20 protein-coding genes are annotated in these 21,244 nt (G+C 58.9%); 8 read left to right on the top strand and 12 right to left on the bottom strand.

The annotated features are described in order from the left end of the window. Positions 1-30: 30 nt before the first annotated feature. A complete protein-coding gene (locus ACA056_RS28680) occupies positions 31-2,283 on the bottom strand; it encodes an autotransporter outer membrane beta-barrel domain-containing protein (RefSeq protein ID WP_497269487.1) in 2,253 nt (750 codons plus the stop codon). 425 nt (positions 2,284-2,708) lie between these two features. Here ACA056_RS28680 and ACA056_RS28675 point away from each other — a divergent pair, with 425 nt between their 5' ends. The 3 genes from ACA056_RS28675 to ACA056_RS28665 all read left to right on the top strand — a co-directional run bounded on the left by ACA056_RS28675 (position 2,709) and on the right by ACA056_RS28665 (position 4,895). Beyond that, positions 2,709-4,061, top strand: coding sequence for a HipA domain-containing protein (locus tag ACA056_RS28675; protein ID WP_497269485.1), 1,353 nt, complete (start codon positions 2,709-2,711; stop codon positions 4,059-4,061). Next, positions 4,058-4,336, top strand: coding sequence for a helix-turn-helix domain-containing protein (locus tag ACA056_RS28670; RefSeq protein WP_497269483.1), 279 nt, complete (start codon positions 4,058-4,060; stop codon positions 4,334-4,336). The genes ACA056_RS28675 and ACA056_RS28670 overlap by 4 nt, the downstream gene beginning before the upstream one ends. 289 nt (positions 4,337-4,625) lie before the next feature. Continuing rightward, complete coding sequence (locus ACA056_RS28665; protein ID WP_497269481.1) at positions 4,626-4,895, top strand: hypothetical protein; 270 nt, start codon at positions 4,626-4,628, stop codon at positions 4,893-4,895. Positions 4,896-4,968: 73 nt separating this feature from the next. Here the strand turns inward: ACA056_RS28665 and ACA056_RS28660 are convergent, their stop codons facing one another. Together ACA056_RS28660 and ACA056_RS28655 are read right to left on the bottom strand one after the other, a co-directional pair. Continuing rightward, positions 4,969-5,805, bottom strand: coding sequence for an amino acid ABC transporter permease (locus ACA056_RS28660; RefSeq protein ID WP_258618363.1), 837 nt, complete (start codon positions 5,803-5,805; stop codon positions 4,969-4,971). Next, the gene (locus ACA056_RS28655; RefSeq protein WP_033059249.1) at positions 5,802-6,623 is read right to left on the bottom strand and encodes an ABC transporter substrate-binding protein; all 822 of its coding nucleotides are present in this window, start codon (positions 6,621-6,623) and stop codon (positions 5,802-5,804) included. The genes ACA056_RS28660 and ACA056_RS28655 overlap by 4 nt, the downstream gene beginning before the upstream one ends. 112 nt (positions 6,624-6,735) lie before the next feature. On the opposite strand from ACA056_RS28655, the gene ACA056_RS28650 reads away from it, so the two are divergent. After that, complete coding sequence (locus ACA056_RS28650) at positions 6,736-7,635, top strand: homocysteine S-methyltransferase family protein (RefSeq protein ID WP_497269479.1); 900 nt, start codon at positions 6,736-6,738, stop codon at positions 7,633-7,635. 106 nt (positions 7,636-7,741) lie between these two features. On the opposite strand, the gene ACA056_RS28645 is transcribed toward ACA056_RS28650, so the two are convergent. From ACA056_RS28645 to ACA056_RS28635, 3 genes are read right to left on the bottom strand one after another with little or no spacing between them, the layout of a single operon-like run. After that, positions 7,742-8,413 (bottom strand): GNAT family N-acetyltransferase, encoded by a 672-nt coding sequence (locus ACA056_RS28645; RefSeq protein WP_497269477.1) that lies wholly within the window; start codon positions 8,411-8,413, stop codon positions 7,742-7,744. Between the two features lie 17 nt (positions 8,414-8,430). Further along, positions 8,431-8,877: a GNAT family N-acetyltransferase gene (locus ACA056_RS28640; protein WP_497269475.1), complete on the bottom strand. Its 447-nt coding sequence runs from the start codon at positions 8,875-8,877 to the stop codon at positions 8,431-8,433. Between the two features lie 9 nt (positions 8,878-8,886). After that, positions 8,887-9,510 (bottom strand): FMN-binding negative transcriptional regulator, encoded by a 624-nt coding sequence (locus ACA056_RS28635; protein ID WP_497269473.1) that lies wholly within the window; start codon positions 9,508-9,510, stop codon positions 8,887-8,889. A gap of 90 nt (positions 9,511-9,600) precedes the next feature. Here ACA056_RS28635 and pdxR point away from each other — a divergent pair, with 90 nt between their 5' ends. Beyond that, the gene (pdxR, locus tag ACA056_RS28630) at positions 9,601-11,151 is read left to right on the top strand and encodes a MocR-like pyridoxine biosynthesis transcription factor PdxR (protein WP_497269471.1); all 1,551 of its coding nucleotides are present in this window, start codon (positions 9,601-9,603) and stop codon (positions 11,149-11,151) included. A 22-nt stretch (positions 11,152-11,173) separates the two neighbouring features. Here pdxR and ACA056_RS28625 read toward each other — a convergent pair whose 3' ends face one another. The 5 genes from ACA056_RS28625 to ACA056_RS28605 form a co-directional block, all read right to left on the bottom strand. Next, positions 11,174-12,274, bottom strand: coding sequence for a polyamine ABC transporter substrate-binding protein (locus tag ACA056_RS28625; protein ID WP_497269469.1), 1,101 nt, complete (start codon positions 12,272-12,274; stop codon positions 11,174-11,176). Between the two features lie 12 nt (positions 12,275-12,286). Continuing rightward, the gene (locus ACA056_RS28620) at positions 12,287-13,318 is read right to left on the bottom strand and encodes a histone deacetylase family protein (protein ID WP_497269467.1); all 1,032 of its coding nucleotides are present in this window, start codon (positions 13,316-13,318) and stop codon (positions 12,287-12,289) included. Positions 13,319-13,471: 153 nt separating this feature from the next. After that, a complete protein-coding gene (locus ACA056_RS28615; protein ID WP_497269465.1) occupies positions 13,472-14,464 on the bottom strand; it encodes an AraC family transcriptional regulator in 993 nt (330 codons plus the stop codon). A 164-nt stretch (positions 14,465-14,628) separates the two neighbouring features. After that, entirely contained in the window at positions 14,629-15,633 is a 1,005-nt protein-coding gene (locus ACA056_RS28610) for an asparaginase (RefSeq protein WP_497269463.1), read from the bottom strand. A 141-nt stretch (positions 15,634-15,774) separates the two neighbouring features. Continuing rightward, positions 15,775-17,226: an alanine/glycine:cation symporter family protein gene (locus ACA056_RS28605; RefSeq protein ID WP_192408838.1), complete on the bottom strand. Its 1,452-nt coding sequence runs from the start codon at positions 17,224-17,226 to the stop codon at positions 15,775-15,777. 144 nt (positions 17,227-17,370) lie between these two features. Between ACA056_RS28605 and ACA056_RS28600 the strand changes: the two genes are divergently transcribed. After that, positions 17,371-17,682 (top strand): hypothetical protein, encoded by a 312-nt coding sequence (locus ACA056_RS28600; RefSeq protein ID WP_497269461.1) that lies wholly within the window; start codon positions 17,371-17,373, stop codon positions 17,680-17,682. A gap of 69 nt (positions 17,683-17,751) precedes the next feature. Here the strand turns inward: ACA056_RS28600 and aspA are convergent, their stop codons facing one another. Further along, complete coding sequence (gene aspA / locus ACA056_RS28595; RefSeq protein ID WP_010465341.1) at positions 17,752-19,176, bottom strand: aspartate ammonia-lyase; 1,425 nt, start codon at positions 19,174-19,176, stop codon at positions 17,752-17,754. A gap of 180 nt (positions 19,177-19,356) precedes the next feature. On the opposite strand from aspA, the gene ACA056_RS28590 reads away from it, so the two are divergent. Both ACA056_RS28590 and purE read left to right on the top strand, forming a co-directional pair. Beyond that, a complete protein-coding gene (locus ACA056_RS28590) occupies positions 19,357-20,274 on the top strand; it encodes a LysR substrate-binding domain-containing protein (RefSeq protein WP_497269459.1) in 918 nt (305 codons plus the stop codon). A 470-nt stretch (positions 20,275-20,744) separates the two neighbouring features. After that, positions 20,745-21,236, top strand: coding sequence for a 5-(carboxyamino)imidazole ribonucleotide mutase (purE, locus tag ACA056_RS28585; protein ID WP_008150032.1), 492 nt, complete (start codon positions 20,745-20,747; stop codon positions 21,234-21,236). The last annotated feature ends 8 nt before the right edge of the window (positions 21,237-21,244 follow it).

Below are 21,244 nucleotides of genomic sequence, written 5' to 3'. Positions count from 1 at the left end.
CCCTTTTTTTTCGCCCGGGATTTGTGGGTGTTAGAAGCTCATTCGCCACTGACCCGTTACGCCATGGTTTCGGCTGTCAGTGCCGATCTCACCGGTAAGGCCGACACCCAGCGTATGTTTCGCTGACAACCCAAGGTCCAGCCCTGCATCGACCAGCAAACTGTCACGGTCCAGCGGCGCGCCGGAAACCGTGAAGTTTTTTCCGCCCGTCACCAATCGTTGACGGGTATCGCTGTAGACGTCCCCGTAAGTGTGTTTCCAGCCGGCACTGAACCGCGGCGTCAGTTGCATGCCGTTATCCAGCGTGTTGAGCTTTGCCAGCCGCAGGCCGAATGTGCTGTTCAAGTTGTTCTGCGTTTGACCGTGTACCTTCAGTGCCGCTGCGCCACCTTTTTCCGTGTAGGTGTCGCGCTGATAGCGTTGGTAGCCCAGGCTGGCGAACGGTTCGATGCTGACGTTCGCCCGGCCCAGGTTGTAACCCAATTCCGCAAAGGCCTGCTGGGTGTTGGCATCGTAACGGCCTTCGGGGCGGTCGCTGAAACCTTTGAAGGCAACCCGGCGTTTGGTGCTGCCATCGTGGCTGCTATAGGTCGCGCCCAGGCGTAGGGACATGGGGCCGTTTTGACGCAGGGCATAAGCACCCAAGTGCCAGCTGTCGAGGTCGCCATCGAGTCCGCGGCTGTCCAGGCGCGTTTCGGACTTCCCGCCCAAGACACCGATGCGCCATTCCTCATCGATGCCCCAATCCGCTCCCAGTACCAGGCCGTGAGTTGTGTGTTTCAGAGCGTCGTAGTCGCGATCCAGCGTCCCACCGTGACCCAATGCTTGAAGCCAGACTCGGCCATTGTCTTCGCTGCCGGTGGCCAGGCGTGGTGCATTGCGCCTGGTGGAATTGCTGTAGCTACTGGCGCTGTCCAGCTGTCGCATGGCCGAGAGCATGGTCGCGCTGATTGGGCTGTCACTGTTCAGGGTCGCTTTCGCAAGGTTGGCGTTCTGGCCGCCGTCCAGTTGGTCAATGGCCTGGGAGGCTGTTTCGGTGGTGGAGGCGAGCAGGGCAGTGACAGCGGCGTTCGCGGTATTGGTAGGTGTCTGCGCCGTCGGACTGGCTTTGGGCTCTTCAATACTGCGGGCGAGTTCCCGACCGTTTTCGTTGGTCGCGAGATTTTCGAAAGGCACTTCGTTGCGAGCGTAGCTCAGGCGGACGGCCTGTTTGTTGCTGTAGTCCGGGGTAGCCTTCATGAACGCCAGATTGCTGTCGACTAGCTTGAATGTTCCTTCGACCCGTTCTGCGGAAAGTACTGTGTGATTAGTGATTTGTGCGTAGTCGCCTGGCAGAGCGGTAATCAGTAAAGACGCGTCACCAAGCTTGGCGATTCCCTCGACGTAAATAGTCTGTGAAGTATCAGCCTTATCCGTTACTTCGTAGAACAGTGTGGCGCTTTCGCTAAGCGTAAGATCCCCTCTAATGGAAGGAGCCCCCAAATTTTCACTGACCAGTAACTGACCGTCCACGTGCAAGCCACCTACTTTACCGTAGCCGCCGTAGGTGCCTCCGTGATCAACGTACACAGTGCCTTTTATAGCGCCTAGGTTAAATAGCGTAGCGTCTTTCCTTACTTCAACACCTTTATGGAAGTCGTTGCTGTCGTTTAATGTCCATGCGCCTTTCGCGACCCGCAGGGCAGCAAAATTGGTTGTTTCTCCTACTGTGCCACCGCCTGCGGAGTTAAGGAGCAGCCCGTTGACTCCGTTGCCGCCATCAAGTTTTCCATCCCATCGAGCGCCTTTGTTGATGACCAGGAGGTCATCCGCGTCGCCCAACACCAGCGAGACGCCGTCGATGTTTTGGAGTGGCTCTGAAATGAGGGTGTGTTGAGTGGTGTAGTCGTTCTGGAACTGAAGGAACGGGTCTACCTCCGCAGGAGCGGATGCTACTTCGGAAGCGGTGGGCTCGGGAAAGTTAAGAGACTCATAGAAGGCGTCATCGAAGTCGACTGCAACGGTGGCAAGCGGTTCAGTTGTTACTGGCCGAACTGTCTGCCCTTCACCCGACCCGTTTGTGGCCCGGGCAGCATTTTCACGTGGACCGATGAACTCCTTGATCGCGAAAAGATCATCGAAGCGCTCATTGGGTTTGGCGGTTTTTTTACGAGGTTTGGTGGTCGGCGCGTCGGAATTGACTTGAGGCTCCGGTTGCTGCGCCATGGAGACTTCTATGCAACCCACTGCAAGCGCAACGGCTAGCGCCAGATGTTTTGGTCGGTATCTGTGTTGAACGGGCATCGAGTACGGCCTCTTTTGAAAGGAGGCCAACTCTAAGAGAGAGGCTATAGGTGCCGATGTCAGCTGCTTCCGGCGGGCTTGCGGGGGTTGTCAGAAGGTTGTGTAGAAAATTGCCAGCCGCTTGAGGAAGGCTGTTTTTACCCGTTCGGACTGACGCTTTTTCTTACAACAAATCGAGACATGGTCGACTATCCCAAACTCGGAAACTCATCTGCCACTGACTGGTCAACCCAGACTCCGTCTGTTGCTGCCGATACCAATATTGGTTCGAATCTGCATTATTTTGCGTATTTTCTACATAAGGTTGAGTTAATTTGCATTTTATTGCGCGTAGATACGGTGTTTGGTGGCTATAAATGCACTATATTGCAGTTCTGGTACGCAATAGCTTCTGAGAGATGCATTTAAATGCAGGTGATGACGATATGTACGACCTGACTTTACAGATCTTTACCTCCGGGAATTGGCACGACGCCATGATCCTAAGCTTCGACAGCCCTGAAAAAGGTTTCGAAAGTCGATGCAACTTCGGCTACGAAACCCCCTATCTAGTCGAAAACATTGAAGGTGTTGGAACACCCTTTGCCAAGGCAGTGAGTGCTAGGTTTCCTTTGGACTGGGAGGGTAAGCGATCCAACGCTCCAGCATTTCTGCATGACATCGCACCTGCCGGTGCTGCCAAGAAATTTCTGATGACACACATAGGTCGCGACAAGCCTGCTGACGTCAGTGCCGACCTTTATTTACTGGCCAGAAGCACTCCGGCACCGATTGGCAATATGCGAATAAAGGAATCCGCCGAGGCAGTAGATCAGCGCGAGCCTGTAGGGTTTAAACGCCAGGACGTCATTAGTCGTGATAACCGGTTTCTCGAATATGCCTATGAGCAGGGCGCTGCAATTGGTGGAGCAACGGGGGCAGGTGGCGAGGCGCCAAAACTTTTGTTAGCTCAGTGTAAGGGCGCAGATCTATACCCCGATGCTGTATTGGACGATGCAGACGTTACCCAGCACTGGTTCGTGAAGTTCTCTCGCAATAAAGGAACCCGGAACGATCAGGACATTCTCAGAAGCGAGTACCACTACTACAAGGCACTACAAAAACTAGGCATCGAAACGGTGGCAGAACAGGGCTTGGCCTTGGAGGAAGCGACCAAACCTAGCTTGTGGATGCAGCGTTTTGATCGGCAAGTGACCCCTCAGGGTGTCGAGCGGTTTGCCGTGGAGTCGATCTACTCTCTGGCGCAAATCACCACGCCCGGTAGCCCGATGGACCACATGGAAGTTATCCGGATGCTTGCGGGGCTATGGCGTGATGCGGGGCAGGCGGACCAAATCCCGAATCTCGTTGCTGACTATCTGCGTCGGGATCTGCTCAATAAAATCCTCGGCAACTCAGATAACCACGGGCGCAATACCGCAATCATCCGCGATACAGCCTCGTTTCGCCTGGCACCGATCTATGACTTGGCGCCAATGGTGATGGACGACGAAGGCGTCACAAGAACCACCAAGTGGCCGAAAGAGTTGGAGAGGGCTGGGGATGTAAATTGGCGTGGTGTGTGCCAGGCATTGGCCGACATCGCTGATCCGAATGATCCGCTGGCAGCGCTAATTTATTTGCCGGGTTCTTTTGAACGCCTGCGTGAGGATGCCAAACACTTGTTGGCTCTCCCGGACATTCTGACTGACAGCGGATTGCCCGAAGCAACAATGAATCACCCACGAATAGCTTTGAAAAATCTGGAGCAGCGTTTGAAAGAGTGGGACCTGAAATGAGCATCACCGTTGCCGAGCGCACTCTGCTCATAGAAAGCATTCAAGAGGCACTGGCCCAGGGCACTCTTGAAATTGGTGAAGCAGTCCGCCGCTTGCGAGTGGAAGTCACCGGTTTGCACCAAATCCAGTTTGCAAAGATGTGCAAAATCTCGGTGCGCACGCTGGTGCATATCGAACATGGAGAAGGCAATCAGACGCTGAAATCGCTGAATTCGGTGTTCCGGCCGTTTGGATTGAAGATGGGCGTAGTTCGGATTCGGCGCGATTTCAGCTGATACTGCACGGACCAAAGTGGGAGCGAGCTTGCTCGCGATGGCGACACAGCAGTCAACCAAGAATTGAATTCGTCACTTCATTCGGTGCTTGGTGTAGGACCGCTCTGAGATAAGAAAACCGGGTTTTACATCGATTGAGGGCTCGCCTATGGTTCGCCCGTCGCCGACGAATCGGTGATCGATCTTAGCCGATCGAACAAAGAGTGCACGGGCGCCCCCTGAAAGGAGGCGCTTTTTGCCGCCTATGTTTTTATGCCTATGGCGGCTCTTCACTCAGAGAGAAATCCCCATGTCCAAATATCACCCGCTCCAAGGTAATTTCAGCGTCGGCCCGACGCTGTACATCGACACCGAAGCCCGTGCTTCCGACCTTCTTGAAACTGCCACCCATCGAATCAAAGCCGCACGCAATCTGCTCAATAGCGTCGCGTGTCTGTGCGTGAAGGATGCGGAAGGTCATGACTTGGAACACTTTGCCAACGCTGCGCATATGTTGATCCAGGATGGCTGTGACGCCTTGGATGCGTTGGGCTGGAAGCTGGATAAAACCGCACGTTAAAGATCAAAAGATCGCAGCCTTCGGCAGTTCCTACATGGGATATGCATATATTTCGAAGGCTGCGATTTTTTCGCTAACTACGGCTCAAGTAAGCCTTCCCATAATGCCGCTCCATCCTCGCCTGAATCAGCTCCAAGCCAATCGACATCACCCAATAAATCACCGCCGCCGTCGTCAGCATCTCGATGTAGCGATAGCTCGACCGTCCATACGATTGCGCCAGAAACATCACCTCCCAAACCCCCATCACCGAGATCAGCGACGAGTCTTTGAGCATCGAGATGAATTGGTTGGTGGTCGGCGGGATGATGGTGCGCATGGCCTGGGGCAGGGTGACGCGCCAGAAGATCACGGTTTCGCGCATGCCCAGGGCCAGGGATGCTTCGCGTTGGCCGTGGGGGACGCCGAGGATGCCGGCGCGGAAGATTTCGCTCAGGTAGGCGCCGTAATTGAGCGACAGGGCGATGATGCCGGCGGCGATGGCGCCCGGGACGATGCCGAGTTGTGGCAGGCCGAGGTAGATCAGCAGGATCTGGATAAGCAGCGGTGTGCCGCGAAAGAACGAGGCATAGAAGCTCGCAATCCCGAAAGCCACGGCGCTTTTCGACAGCCGCGCCAGGGCGGTGATGAAGCCCAGCAGCGAGGAGGTCACGATCGAGCACAGGCACAAGAACAACGTCAGCGCCGCGCCCTGCAAAAAGCCGTTGGGTGCCAGGTGCAGGCCGATCAGGTTCGGCAGTTTGTCGAGGATGATCGAGAACTTCAGGTCGAAGCTCAGGAAGAAACTGGCGAACAACCCGAACATCGCTGCCCACGTCAGGTACAGCCGCGTGCGGAAACCGAAGATCCGTTGCAACAGCGACTCAGCCACCGGTTGTGGCGGCTGAGGAGGTTTGGGGAAAGAAGTCATTTGCTGATGTCGGCGCCGATCCATTTCTGCGAGAGCTTGCTCAGGGTGCCGTCCTGTTTCAGCTGAGCGAAGACGTCACGCACTTTGGCGTCCCACTGGGCGTCGCCTTTTTCAATGGCCACCGAGTTCGGTTCCGAGTACAGCGGCTCGCCGGCGAGCTTGAAGCGTTTGTCTTCGGTCAGGCGCGGTTGGGCGGTGACAAGGTTGGTGAGGATCGCGTCCAGTCGAACGCCAGCGCCCAGCCCCAGGTCCTGGAACGCCACGTTGTCAGTGTCATACGGCGCGATCTGCACATCTTCGAACGGGTACTGCAATTGGGTGTCTTCGGCGCCTTCGATCACCAGGTTCTTGTTCAGGTAGCTTTCGTAGCTGGAGGCGCTGGTGAGGCCGACTTTCTTGCCGCTCAGGTCCTTGGCGCTGTGGATGCTGTCGTCCTTGGCGTTGACCACGATCACCGCGGGCGAGGCGTAGTACTCGACCGGGAAGTCGAAGACCTCGGCGCGGGCCTTGCTCGGGGTCATGGAGCAGATGCAGATGTCGTAGCGCCCACTCCAGCGTCCGGCGGCGATCACGTCCCAGGACGGGGTTTCGAGGCGCAGTTTGACGCCCAGTTTGTCTGCCACGGCCTTGGCCACGTCGACGTCAAATCCATCGAGCTGGTTCTGATCATTGAGGAACGAGAAGGGTGGATAGCTCTCCATCAACACGCCGACCAGTTCTTTCTTTTTTTCGACGCGATCCAGCGTGGCGCCGCCAAAGGCTTGGGTGGAGGCAGCCAGAATCGTCAGGCCCAGGGCCAGGAGTGGTTGGAATTTCACAGTCGATCCCTGATAAAAAAGAGGTTGTTATTAACCGGATGGTGCGTATTAAATAGTTATAAGAACGACTCTGGTAGTGAGTTATTTTCATAAGCTTATGAGTGAAAAGCATATGGGCGCAGCAAGCACAGTAATTCTCGATGGTGGCATGGGTCGTGAGCTGCAACGCCGCGGCGCGCCGTTCAGACAGCCCGAGTGGTCGGCGCTGGCCTTGAGCGAAGCACCGCAAGCGGTAGAGGCGGTGCACTCGGCTTATATCGAAAGCGGTGCGAACGTGATCACCAGCAACAGTTACGCGGTGGTGCCGTTTCACATTGGCGAAGAGCGTTTTGCAGTAGAAGGGCAGGCGCTCGCGGCGTTGGCCGGTGAGCTGGCTCGGCGCGCTGTAGAGGCTTCGGGCAAAGCGGTGCGCGTGGCCGGTTCATTGCCGCCGCTGTTTGGGTCCTATCGTCCGGACCTTTTCGATGCTGCTCGGGTGACCGAATTGTTGGCGCCGCTGGTGAAGGGTCTGGCACCTCATGTCGATCTGTGGCTGGCAGAAACCCAGAGCTCGATCGTTGAAGCGCGAGCGATCCATGCCGGTCTGCCGAAGGACGGCAAGCCGTTCTGGCTGTCGTTTACCTTGAAGGATGAGGACACGGACGAAGTGTCGCGCTTGCGTTCGGGCGAGCCGGTGGCTGAAGCCGCAGCAGTGGCGGCTGAGCTGGGCGTCGAGACGTTGCTGTTCAACTGCAGCCAGCCGGAAGTGATCGGTGCTGCGATTGATGCCGCGCGGGAAACCTTCGAGCGTTTGGGGGTGAAGATTCACATCGGCGCCTACGCCAATGCCTTCCCGCCGCAACCGAAAGAGGCCACAGCCAATGACGGTCTGGACCCGTTGCGTGAAGACCTTGATCCGCCGGGTTATTTGCAGTGGGCGGCTGATTGGCAGAAGCGCGGAGCCAGTCATTTGGGTGGTTGCTGCGGGATCGGGCCGGAGCATATCGCGGTGCTTGCCCAGAAATTAGCGTGAAGCCAATCGCGAGCAAGCTCGCTCCCACAGGTTCAACGCAACCCATGTGGGAGCGAGCTTGCTCCGGGCGGCGTTCCGACGATGGCGTCCGTTCGGGCGCCGAAGATTACCCGCGGCACTCTGCCAAGGTTTTCACCTGCCCAGATTCCGTCTGGTTCTCATCGGACAGCCAGCGCTCAAACCCCGCCCCGATCGCCGGCCATTCCGAATCCAGAATCGAATACCAAGCCGTATCCCGATTCTGCCCCTTGACCACCATGTGCTGGCGAAACACGCCTTCAAAACTGAACCCCAGCCGTTCGGCCGCGTATTTGGAGCGGGCGTTGCCGTTGTTGCACTTCCACTCCAGGCGTCGGTAACCCAAGGCAAACGACTCTTTGGCGAGCAGATAAACCGCCTCGGTGCTTTTCGGCGAACGCTGCATTGGCGCGCCAAACGTTACATGGCCGATCTCTATCCGACCTTGTGAAGGAACAATCGACATCAAACTGAGGATGCCTTGCACATCGCCGCTGACACGGTCGATCACGCAGAAGAAATACGGGTCGCTATTAGCCGCATGATTGTTCAGCCAATCGTTGAACGCGCTGCGCTCCGGGAAAGGACCGTAAGGCAAATAATCCCACAGCTTCGGATCGGAACCCGGGCCTTGCAGGGCCTCCCACAAACCGTCGGCGTGACGCGCCGGGTCGAGTTTTTCCAGGCGGATGAAACGGCCTTCGATGGTTTGAACCGACGGTGCCGGAACGCCTTTCCAGTCGGCGAGTGAAATCGACATGCTGCTCTCCTTGAACCTTAAATGGCTTTGCGAAACTGGATAAAACCGGGGCGTTCGGCGATGCGCTGATAAAGCTGGATCGCGGTGGCGTTGGTTTCGTGGGTCAGCCAGTGGACCTTGCAGCAACCGTCCTCTTTGGCGGTGGTGTAGACAAATTCGATCAGCTGCCTGCCGACGCCGGTGCCACGGGTTTCCGGCGTTACCAGCAAGTCTTGCAGGTAGCAGGAGTTTTCGATGCTCCAGTTCGAACGATGGTAGATGAAGTGCACCATGCCCACCGCTTTGCCATTGGCCCAGGCCAGCGCGGCATGGGTCGGCTCGCTCGGGTCGAGCATGCGCTGCCAGGTGCTTTGGGTGACGGCCTCAGGCAGTTCGGTGTTGTAGAAACGCAGGTACGCTTGCCACAAGGGCAACCAGGCGGCGTGGTCGTCGGCGGTGACCTGGCGGATGTCGATCTGACTCATGTTCATTCCTTAACGCATCAAGTGGGCGAGGGCCTGGTCGTGCACATCAGGGCTGGCGGCAAGCCCCTCGCGCACACCGGCGATGTCTGCCGCGTTGCGGTTCTGACTGAGCTTGCGCTTGCCATGCAGGCGCTGGATCGGCAAGGCAAAACCGACGATGGCCTTGAGCATTCCATCAATGTAGTCGGCGGGCGCATCGGCGACTTTCCATGGACTGGCACGACCCGCTTCATGACGATCAGTCAGCGCGCTGACGAGAGTGCGCAAGCGGTCGGCGTCGGTGAACACTTCGGCCGTGCCGTACGCATGCACTGCGACGTAGTTCCAGGTCGGCACCACTTTGCCGTGCTCGGCTTTGCTCGGGTAAAACCCTGGGCTGACGTAAGCGTCGGCGCCGGCAAAAATCACCAGGGCTTCGGCGCCGTTCTGCAGTTCCTTCCATTGCGGATTGGCCTTGGCGAAGTGTCCATAAAGGGTGCCATTCGGGCCCTGGTCGGAACTCAACAGCAGCGGCAAATGGCTGGCTTGCAGACCTTGTTCCCCGTGTGTGACCAACACAGCGAGGCGGGTGCCGAGTATCTGCTGGTGCAGTTCATGCAAATCATCTATGGCAAAGCTGCTTGGGTTGTACATGGAGATTTTCCTTGGCGAATGCCTGCATCCTAGGCAGGCTATTGGTCTGTTGTAAGAGCCATTAACGACCAATTTCATAGGTCCATTACCATGACCAGCGAGCCTCTGTCCTTGTCATTCAACCCAGCGGGTATCGAACTCGATCGCCGCCAGGGTTTGAGTCGTCAGCTCTATCAAGCCTTGCGGGTGCGAGTGCTCGACGGTCGACTGGCCAGTGGTACGCGACTACCGGCCAGTCGCGATCTGGCGGCGGCGTTGTCGATTTCCCGAAACAGCGTGGTCCGGGCCTACGATCAGCTCTACGCCGAGGGCTTTATTGAAGGACGTGTGGGTGACGGGACGTATGTCGCGCAATTGCCTCAATCAGTGTTGCCGGTGAAAAAACTATCCACAAAAGTATCCACAGGGTTGTCAACAGGGTTACCCACAGCCTTATCCACAAACTGGCTGGATTTACCTGTGGTTTCATCCAGCAAAGTTATCCACAGCGGTGCGCTCGGACGCGTGGAAAAGAACCATTTGGCCTTGCCGCCGAGTGGTCCGCCTCGTGCGTTTCGGGTCGGTGTTCCGGCGTTCGACCTGTTTCCTTTCGAGGTCTGGGCCAAGCTGAATGCGGCTTTCTGGCGTAAACCGGATCTCCAGCAGTTGTGTTACGGCGATCCGGCAGGCGATGCGCGCTTGCGCGGACTGATTGCCGCGTATTTGCGCAGCTCCCGGGGAATGCAGTGCACGGCTGAGCAAATAGTGATCACCAGTGGCGCACAGCAGGGGATTAGCCTTTGTGCACAGCTGCTGGTAGAGCCGGGCGATGGTGTGGCGATTGAGAATCCGGGGTATCGGGCGGCGGGTCATGCGTTCGCCGTGGCCGGTGCGCGATTGCACGGGGTGGCGGTGGACAGCGACGGTATCGACTGCGCCGAATTGAACGGGCTCAACGATTGTCGACTGGCTTATGTCACGCCGTCGCATCAGTACCCGACCGGGGTGGTGATGAGTCTGGCGCGGCGGCTGGAGTTGTTGGCCTGGGCCGAGCGAACTGAGGGGTGGATCGTCGAGGATGATTACGATGGCGAGTATCGTTACAGCGGCGCGCCACTGGCACCGCTGGCTGCACTTGATCGTCACGGCCGAGTGCTCTACGTCGGCACGTTCGGCAAGGTGGCATTCCCGGCATTGCGCCTGGGTTATCTGGTGCTGCCAGCGGCATTGGTGGACGCTTTCGCCCAGCGTCGCGCGGTCGATGTGCGCCACTCCGAGGTGAGCACCCAGGCCGTCATGGCCGAGTTCATGGCGGCCGGGCATTTCCAGCGACACATCCGCCGCATGCGCCGCGCCGCGTTGAGTCGCCGCAATACGCTTCTGGCCAACTGGCCCTCGGATATTCCCGGGGTTGGCAGCCTGCCGAGTGTGGCGGCAGGGCTGCACCTGACGGTGGCGGTCGACACTGAGGCCCGCGAACGCGAACTGATCGAAGCCGCCGCCAGCGTCGATGTCGAGATCAACGGCCTGAGCAGTTACTGGCTACCGGATTCGAGAAACACTGTGGATCAACGCGCCGGGTTGGTGCTGGGCTTTGCGGCGGTGCCCGAGGCGGCGATCATCGCAGCGCTCGGGCGATTGCAAAAGGCTTGGCGTCCCTGAGGTCGAGGACTTCCGTCAGGTTTCAGGTCCCTGACTTGATCTTGGTCCAGGCCCGAGTCCGCGCCCGTTCGGCGTCACGGGGCAGCGGTTGCAGGGTGTAAAGCGTGCTCATCGCCGTTTCGGTCGGGTACAGGTTCGGGTTGTTGCGGATCGCCGGGTCGACCATTTCGGTGGCGTCCTTGTTCGGGTTCGGGTAGCCGACGAAGTCGCTGACCGGTGCAATCACCTGAGGCTGCAACAAGTAGTTGATGAAGGTGTAGGCGTCTTCCGGATTCTTCGCGCCTTTGGGGATCGAGAGCATGTCGAACCAGATCGGCGCGCCTTCTTTCGGCAGGCGCATGTCGACGATCACGCCGTTCTTGGCTTCCTTGGCGCGGTTCGCTGCCTGGGAGAAGCTGCCGGAATAACCGACGGCGACGCAGATGTCACCGTTGGCGATGTCGGCCATGTACTTCGAAGAATGGAAGTAGGTTACGTATGGACGGATCTTCATCAGCAACGCTTCAGCCTTTTCGTAATCCGCCGGCTTCTTGCTGTTGGGGTCCAGACCGAGGTGTTGCAAGGCCAGTGGCAGGATCTCCGACGGCGAGTCGAGCAGGGCGACGCCGCACTGCTTGAGCTTGCTGATGTTCTCTTCCTTGAAGATCAGGTCCCAGCTGTCCACCGGTGCGTTGTCACCCAGTGCTGCCTTGATCTTGTCCGGGTTGAAGCCGATCAGGATGGTGCCGTACATGTACGGCACCGCAAATTTGTTGCCGGGATCGTTGGCTTCGATCAGCTTCATCAGCTTGGGATCGAGGTGGTTCCAGTTCGGCAGTTTGCTGCGGTCCAGTGGCTGGAAAACGCCGGCCTCGATCTGTTTGGCAAGGAATACGTTGGACGGCACGACCACGTCATAACCGGAGTTGCCGGTCAGCAACTTGGCCTCCAGCGCTTCGTTGGTGTCGAAGATGTCGTAGACCAGTTTGGTCTGGATGTTCTGGGCCTTGAAGTCTTCCAGCGCTTTGGGAGTGATGTAGTCGAACCAGTTGTAGACGCGCAACGTCCGCTCTTCAGCGTGAACGGCGCCACTGAGCACCGTGGCACACAGGGCGGGAGCGATAAAACGCTTGAGACTTTTCATTGTTCTAATTCCTCATTGGGCGCTTTCAAAACCTTCAAGAACGTTCACGGCATTGATGCCGATTTCTTCTACCGCGTAGCCGCCTTCCATCACGAACAGCGTCGGCTTGCCGAGGCCCGCGATGCGCGCGCCCATGGCCAGGTAATCCGGGCTGTCGAGCTTGAACTGGGAGATCGGATCGTCCTTGAACGTATCGACGCCCAGGGACACGACGACGATATCGGCGCCGTACTTTTCGATCTCTTTGCAGGCTTGTTCCAGCGCGGCGCTCCAACTGTCCCAACCGCTCCCGGCCGGCAAAGGGTAGTTGAAGTTGAAGCCTTCGCCGGCCCCTTCACCCCGCTCATCTTCATAGCCGAGGAAGAACGGGAACTCCGCTTCCGGGTGGCCATGAATCGAGGTGAACAGCACGTCGCTGCGCTCATAGAAAATCGATTGAGTGCCGTTGCCGTGGTGGTAGTCGACGTCGAGGATTGCGACCTTCTTGTGGCCTTGGTCGAGGAAAGCCTGAGCGGCGATGGCGGCGTTGTTGAGGTAGCAATAACCGCCCATCAAATCGCTGGCGGCGTGGTGTCCCGGTGGACGGCACAAGGCGAAGGCACTGCGGGCGCCGCGTTGAATGACGGCTTGAGCGGTCAAGGCGACTTGCGCCGCGCTGTACGCCGCTTGCCAGGTACCGGCGGTAATCGGTGCGCCGCCGTCGAAGCTGTAATAGCCGAGTTGGCCGTGCAGACTGGTGGGGATGATCCGGCGCAGGGTGCGGGCTGGCCAGGTGTAGGGCAGCAAGTCGCCGTCGGTACCGAATTCGGTCCAGCGCGCCCAGGCACCTTTGAAGAAGTCGAGGTAGTCGCGGCTGTGGATGCGCGCGATCGGGTCGAGGCCGAAATCCTGGGGTGCCTCCACAGGGCCCAGATCTCGGTACTGCACGCGCTGTAGAACATGGTCGGCTCGCGAAGGCATTTCGAAGCAGGGCATCAGTTGCCCGTCCATCAATTCACAACGGCCATGGTGCAGGTGGTGATCGTCCGAGTAGATCGTCAGCATTTCTTGTTCTCCGCAGGCTGATTCGGTTGAACACAGTCTTGCGGCGCGCGGCGTTTGAGAGAACGGCAGGAAAGGCCAAAAGGGGATCGATATGGCCAAAACATTTGACCGAAATTCGCCCCTAATTGGCGCGACAATGCCCCAGCTCAGTGCTCAGGGTCTGAATTGACTCGGCGCCACGCCGCTCCAGCGCACAAAGGCATGGCGGAAACTAGCGGTCTCGCTGAACCCCAGCGCTTCTGCAATCCGATAGATCGGCAGTTCGTCCTCGCAGAGCATGCGTTTGGCCTGCTCGAACCGCAGTTCATCGAGCAACTCTTGATAGCTGCACCCCAGGTCCTTGAGATGTCGGCGCAGGGTGCGCGCCGAGCAGTTCAGCTGTTCAGCCAGCCCATCCAGGCCGGGCGCCGCGCTCAATTGTGCAGCGAGGAGTTGGCGGATGCGCCCCAGCCAAGCCTGGCGTCCGGTGAACTCGGTGTTTTGTTTGCGGCAGCGTTCGGCCATGGCCTGATGGGTGATGGCGTCGGCCAGAGGCAGGGGATGCTCCAGCCAGGCTTTGTCGAAGGCAAAGGCGTTGGACGCAGCGTCGAACTGCAAGGAGCAATCGAAACGTTCGGTGTAGCGTGCCTGATAGTCCGGTGCCGGGTGTTCGAAGCGGGCGCCAAGCAGCGGCAACGGTTGACCGAGCAGATCTTCGCAAGTGACCTTCATCGAAACCAGGCAAAACTCAACATTGAATGGCGCCAGCGCAGGGTTTTCCCGATAGTCGCCAGCGGTGAGCCAGATGCGCTCGTCATCCTCTTCCAGGCTCAACTCGAACAGTGTTCCTAATAGCGCCGGATAGTGCAGTGCCAGCCGCAAGGCGTCACCTAAAGTGGCGCTGGTGAGTAAGGCGTACCCGAGCATGCCGTAGGACGAAACATGCATCCGGCGGCCCAGTTCGAGGCCGATGTCACGCTTGAGCGCGACGGCATTGGCGCAGACCTGCATCTCCTGATTGGTGGTGATGCGCGTGTCCGCCCGGCTCAGATCCGCCGCGCTGATGCCGCTTCCCGCGAGCAGTGCTTCGCTGGACAGGCCTTCGGCCTTGAAGGTGTTGAGCACCAGGGAGACAGCGTTGAGGGTGGTGAGGTGGGAGCGCAGCATGGGGTGTTCCAGCCTTGGGATGCTGGAACGGCAGCAAGTTACATGCCCAATGAAGATCCTGTGGGAGCGAGCCTGCTCGCGATGGCGGTGTGTCAGTCAGCATCAATGTTGGATGGACGACCGCTATCGCGAGCAGGCTCGCTCCCACAGAGTTTTGCAGGGTGTCAGCTGAGTTCGCCGCAGAGGTCGAGTTCTACAAGTCGACGCACTTCAGCGGTGTCGAGCCCGGCACCCAGCAAGCCATGCAACTTTCCGAACGCCGCTTCACGGGTCATGCCGCCACCCGAAAGCACGCCAACGCCACGCAACCGGCTACCGGCCTCGTAAACATCCAGCTCGACGCCACCTTCATGGCATTGGGTGACGGCTACAACCACAACACCCTTGTCCCGCGCCCGTTCCAGGCTCGCGAGGAACTCCGGATTGTCGCTTGGTCCGGTACCGCTGCCGTAGCACTCCAGCACCAAGCCTTGAATGCCGCTGTTCAGCACGCCATCCAGTACCTCGGCGCCAATGCCGGGAAACAGCGGCAGAACCGCGACTTTCGCCAGTTGCTTGCTCTGGTTGTAATTCAGTTGCGCCGGCAGCGAAGTTGCTTTCACGCCACCACCCTGACGCTCCAGTCGCTTGAACGGATGACGCCCGAAACTGCGCACCTTCGCGCAACGGGTCGGGTCCAGCAGCTCGCCGTGGAAGTACAGATGAACACCCGGCGCCAGGCCATGGCCGAGGGCAACCAATGCTCCGCTGAGGTTTTCCCAGGCATCGCTGTCGGTCACGCCGGCCGGCAGCATGGAGCCGGTGAACACCACGCGGGCATGCAGGCCGAGCAGTTGAAAACTCATGGCTGCAGCGCTGTAGGCGAGGGTGTCGGTGCCATGCAGGATCAGCACGCTGTCGCAGCCTTGAACATCGACAGCGTCAACCACCGCTTCACGCAGTTGCTGCCAGTAATCCGGGCTCATGTTGGCGCTGTCGATCAGCGGCGACATCTCGCGAAAGCGCCACTGCGGCACGACAAGGTCAGGCTGGCTGTGCAGATATTCGCGCATCCGGGCTTCGAAACCGGACGCCGGGGCCAGGCCATGAGCACTGGCTTGCATACCGATGGTGCCGCCGGTGTAGAGCACCATGACGTGCTGGGCGGCAGGGTAGGTCGAGGAATTCATGGAGGTACTCCGAGAATAATGACTTCCCCTGTGGGAGCGAGCCTGCTCGCGAATGCGGTTGATCATTCAACATTGATGTCGATTGACGCACCGCTTTCGCGAGCAGGCTCGCTCCCACATAGGGTTTCGCACTTTAACCGATCAGCGTTGCGCTGCGGGTACGCCTTGCGGCTCAGCTTCAGCCTTGGTGGCGGCCGCTGGCGGATTGGCTGGCCAGGCTTTCAAGTCCAGGTCCAGATCCGGGAATTTGCTCGAATCGAACACGGGCGTTTTGATGCCGGCCGCGCGCTGGTCATCGTAGTCACGCAGGATGCGCATGCCGACTTTGAACAGCAGGAACAGCGCGATCAGGTTCACGAATGCCAGCAGGGTCATGGTGATGTCCGCGAAGGCGAACACCGTGCCCAGGTTCTCGATAGCGCCCCAGAAAATCAACACCAATACCAGCGCGCGGTAGCCGATCAGCGCCTTGCGGTTTTCACCGATCAGGAAACGCAGGTTGCTCTCGCCCAGGTAGTAGTTGTAGAGGATCGAGGTGAACACGAACAACGACAGGGCCACGGAGATGAAGCTGCGGCCCCAGTCACCGACCACGGCGGCCAGGGAGTTCTGGGTCAGGGCAATGCCGTCGCCTTCGAAGCCAGGGGTGTAGAAGCCCGAGAGCAGGATCAGCAACGCGGTGCAGGTGCAGATCACGAAGGTGTCGAGGAACACGCTGAACGCCTGAACCACGCCTTGTGCCACCGGGTGCTCGACCGACGCGACCGCAGCCACGTTCGGCGCACTGCCCAGACCTGCTTCGTTGGCGAACACGCCGCGCTTCACGCCCATGACGATGGCGCTGCCGATCAGGCCGCCGAAGGCCTGGTCGAGACCGAAGGCGCTTTTGACGATGGTCATCAGCATCGCCGGAACGTGGTCGAATTGCAGCACGATCACATAGATGGTCACGCCGATGTACACCAGGGTTTTCACCGGCACCAGCAAGTCAGCGACCTTGGCGATGCGCTTGATACCACCGATGAACACCAGACCCAACAACACCGCCAGGGCCAAGCCCGTATAGGTGGTGTCGAGGCCGAACGCGTTGTTCAGCGAGTGGGTCACGGCGTGGGATTGCAGACCGTTGAAGGCGAAGCCGAAGGTGATCAGCAGCAGGAACGCCATGATCATGCCCAGCCAGCGTTTTTGCAGGCCGTGCTGGATGTAATAGGACGGGCCGCCACGGTAGGTTCCGTCGGAATCGCAGCGCTTGTAGAGCTGGCCGAGGGAGCATTCGAAGAAGCTGCTGGACATGCCGACCAGCGCAGTCACCCACATCCAGAACACCGCACCCGGACCACCCAGGGTCACGGCGATACCGACACCGGCGATGTTACCCGCACCGACGCGGCCGGCGAGGCTGAGCATCAGGGCCTGGAACGAACTGAGTTGACCGGCGCTGCTTTTCAGGCTGTCACGGAACACCGCGAACATGTGGAAGAAGTGGCGCAATTGAACGAAACGCGAGCGGATCGTGAAGTAGCTACCGAGCCCGACAATGAGCACGATCAGTACTTTCCCTGAGAGGAAGTCGTTAATGACTTCGAGCATGGATTATTCCTCGCTGTTTTTTGTGTAGGCAAATGTTGGACAGGCAGAAACATCGCGTTACACCGCTGTGCGCGTGGCACAACAGATGAGGCGCGTGTTCGTCCCGATTTCATATTGCGGGTTTGTTATTAGTTCGGGTTTCGCATGGGTTTGGGCCTCGTTACCGACGACCGCTCACGCGAAGAGGGGCGGCACTATACCTATGAGCGTGCCGTCCGTCTGCACGGTTGTGGTGCAAGCGACGAATTGAAGCCTTTGAAACACCTGACTTTTTTGCGCCAGGTCTTTGTAGGAGTGAGCCTGCTCGCGATGAACGATAACGCGGTGCAACTGAAATACCGCGGTGCCTGCATCGCGAGCAGGCTCACTCCTACAGAAGACGGTTTCCTTTCAGAAGTTAAAAAAAAGGGCTTGGGGAATAAATCCCCAAGCCCTCAAAAGGTGAGAGGTGTCTAGTCCCTCGACCTGGTGAGCGTGGCGCTTCGTGCTCTTCGTTAAAGGAGCAAGCGCCGGTGTTGCGTTCGGTTAAGCCTTCAGAGGCACCAGACGCGGAGCAATCATGTTTTCCGGGCGCAGGATGTCGGCGAGCATTTCGTCGTCGAGCAAGCCTTCTTCGCGCACCAGTTCCAGCACGCCACGGCCGCTTTCGAGGGCGATACGGGCAATGCGGGTGGCGTTTTCATAGCCGATGTACGGGTTCAGCGCGGTGACCAGACCGATCGAGTGCTCGACCAGTTCGCGGCAGCGCTCTTCGTTGGCGGTGATGCCGACGATGCAGTGCTCGCGCAGCATGTCCATGGCGCGTTGCAGCAGGCGGATCGAGTCGAAGATCTTGAACGCGATCAGCGGCTCCATCACGTTCAGTTGCAACTGGCCGCCTTCGGCCGCGATGGTCAGAGCCAAGTCGTTGCCGATGATCTGGAACGCCACCTGGTTAACCGCTTCCGGGATAACCGGGTTGACCTTGCCTGGCATGATCGAGCTGCCTGGCTGACGCGCTGGCAGGTTGATTTCGTTGATGCCGGTGCGTGGGCCGCTGGACAGCAGGCGCAGGTCGTTGCAGATTTTCGACAGCTTGACCGCGGTGCGCTTGAGCATGCCGGAGAACAGCACGAAGGCGCCCATGTCGGAGGTGGCTTCGATCAGGTCGGCAGCCGGAACCAGCGGTTGACCGCTGATCAGCGCCAGACGCTGAACGGCCAGGTGCTGGTAACGCGGGTCGGCGTTGATGCCAGTACCGATCGCGGTGCCGCCCAGGTTCACTTCGGTCAGCAGTTCAGGTGCCAGTGTTTTCAGGCGAGCCAGGTCTTCGCTCAGGGTTGTGGCGAAGGCACGGAATTCTTGACCCAGGGTCATCGGCACGGCGTCTTGCAGCTGGGTACGGCCCATCTTCAGGACGTGGCTGAACTCAACACCCTTGGCAGCGAACGCCTGGATCAGGCTGTCGAGGCTAGCCAGCAGCGCGTCGTGACCCAGCAGCAGACCCAGACGGATCGCGGTCGGGTAGGCGTCGTTGGTCGACTGCGCCATGTTCACGTCGTTGTTCGGGTGCAGGTATTGGTATTCGCCCTTCTGGTGACCCATGGCCTCCAGCGCGATGTTGGCAATGACTTCGTTGGCATTCATGTTGGTTGAAGTGCCAGCGCCGCCTTGAATCATGTCCACCACGAACTCTTCGTGGAAATCGCCGCGGATCAAACGTGCACAGGCTTCGCTGATGGCAGCGTGCTTGGCTTCGCTCAGGTGACCCAGTTCGCGGTTGGCGTCAGCGGCGGCCTGTTTGACCATTGCCAGGCCGACAACCAGCTTCGGGTAATGCGAAATCGGAACGCCGGAGAGACGGAAGTTGTTCACCGCTCGCAGGGTCTGGATGCCGTAATACGCTTGAGCAGGTACTTCGAGTACGCCAAGCAGGTCTTTTTCTGTGCGGAAAGATGCAGCGGAGGACATGATAGAAATCATCTCGATATGGACCCGGTCTGTGCCGGAACACTGCAAATGCTAGGCTTGTGGAGAATTTTGGGCCAATGCTGTTAAACACTAGCCTATGCACATTCGGCATAATGCCCGTGTGACGCCGTGTCTGCGGCGAGCGTGTGACCTAAATTGGTGCGTGTCCGGGAGGCCGTGATGAACCTTGAAAGTAAATGGCTTGAGGACTTTAGTGCTCTGGCCGCCACCCGCAGCTTCTCCCAGGCTGCCGAACGACGCTTCGTGACTCAGCCGGCATTCAGTCGACGGATCCGCAGCCTTGAAGCCGCGCTGGGGCTGACCCTGGTCAATCGCTCGCGCACGCCGATCGAGCTGACGGCGGCGGGGCAGCTGTTTCTGGTCACCGCGCGGACGGTGGTCGAGCAGCTCGGTGAAGTGTTGCGTCACCTTCATCACCTGGAAGGCGGGCAGGGCGAGGTGATGCAAGTCGCCGCCGCTCACTCCCTGGCGTTGGGTTTTTTCCCGCGCTGGATCGCGCAATTGCGTAATGAAGGCCTGAACATCGCGACGCGCCTGGTAGCAACCAACGTCGGGGATGCAGTGCATGCGCTGCGCGAAGGCGGTTGTGATCTGATGCTGGCGTTCTACGACCCGGATGCTGCGATGCAGATGGACCCGGAAATATTCCCGTCGCTGCACCTTGGCGACACTGAAATGCTCCCGGTCTGCGCGGCGGACGCCGAGGGCAAGCCGCTGTTCGATCTGGAAGGCGAAGGCAGTGTGCCGCTGCTCGCCTACAGCGCCGGTGCATTTCTCGGGCGTTCGGTGAACATGCTGCTGCGTCAGCGCGCGCTGCGCTTCACCACCATCTATGAGACCGCCATGGCCGACAGCCTTAAAAGCATGGCGCTGGAAGGATTGGGCATTGCCTGGGTGCCGCAGCTCAGCGTGCGCGCCGAATTGGCTCGGGGTGAACTGGTGGTTTGCGGCGGTCCGCAATGGCATGTGCCACTGGAGATTCGTCTGTATCGCTGCGCGCTGGTGCGCAAGGCGAATGTGCGGTTGCTGTGGCGCAAGCTGGAAGGCGGCGCAGCGCAAGGTACAACCGGCACTTGAGACTGCTGAAGAACCCTGTGGGAGCGAGCTTGCTCGCGATGACGGATTCACATTCAATTTCAATGTCGACTGTTATGACGCCATCGCGAGCAAGCTCGCTCCCACAGGGAATAGTGTCGATCTTCCGTTGACCTTCGAGTCAATAAAACCGGTACTTTGCGCCGAATGACAGATGGTCGTATCGGGGGCTGTTTATCTGCTTCATTGAGGTATACTGCGCGGCCTTCGGCCGGTTCGTCCGGCCAAGTTTCGAGGGTGAAAACTCGCCGAGCGAAGATCAGGCAAGGCAAAAACAAGCGAGAAAGCGGAGTTGGCTTTAGCCAATGAGCATTTCGAGATTGTTTTTAACGCAGCATGATTGAGCGCAGGCAGTTTTCACCCGAAACTAATTCGTACAATCAAGCCACGCATTTGCGTGGCTTGTTGTTTTTTGACGCGCCTGCGGGCGCCCAGAGAGAAGAGGCACGACGATGAGTGCACTGGTTGGCGTGATCATGGGCTCCAAATCCGATTGGTCCACCCTTAGCCACACCGCCGATATGCTGGAAAAGCTCGGCATTCCTTACGAGGTGAAAGTGGTCTCTGCCCACCGCACCCCGGACCTGCTCTTCCAGTACGCCGAAGAGGCTGAGGCGCGTGGCATCGAGGTGATCATCGCCGGTGCCGGCGGCGCAGCCCACTTGCCAGGCATGTGTGCGGCAAAGACCCACCTGCCGGTACTGGGCGTGCCGGTGCAGTCGTCGATGCTCTCGGGCGTCGATTCGCTGCTGTCCATCGTGCAGATGCCCGCCGGCATTCCGGTCGCCACCCTGGCCATCGGCAAGGCTGGCGCGATCAACGCAGCGCTGCTCTCGGCGAGCATCCTTGGCGCCAAGCACCCGCAGTTCCACGCGGTGCTGAAAAAATTCCGCGCTGAGCAGACAGACAGCGTCCTGGAAAATCCAGACCCACGCATCGCCTGAGGTTGTTG

Source organism: Pseudomonas sp. LBUM1666, from assembly GCF_059695775.1.
This window is presented reverse-complemented; position numbering and strand designations above follow the sequence as displayed.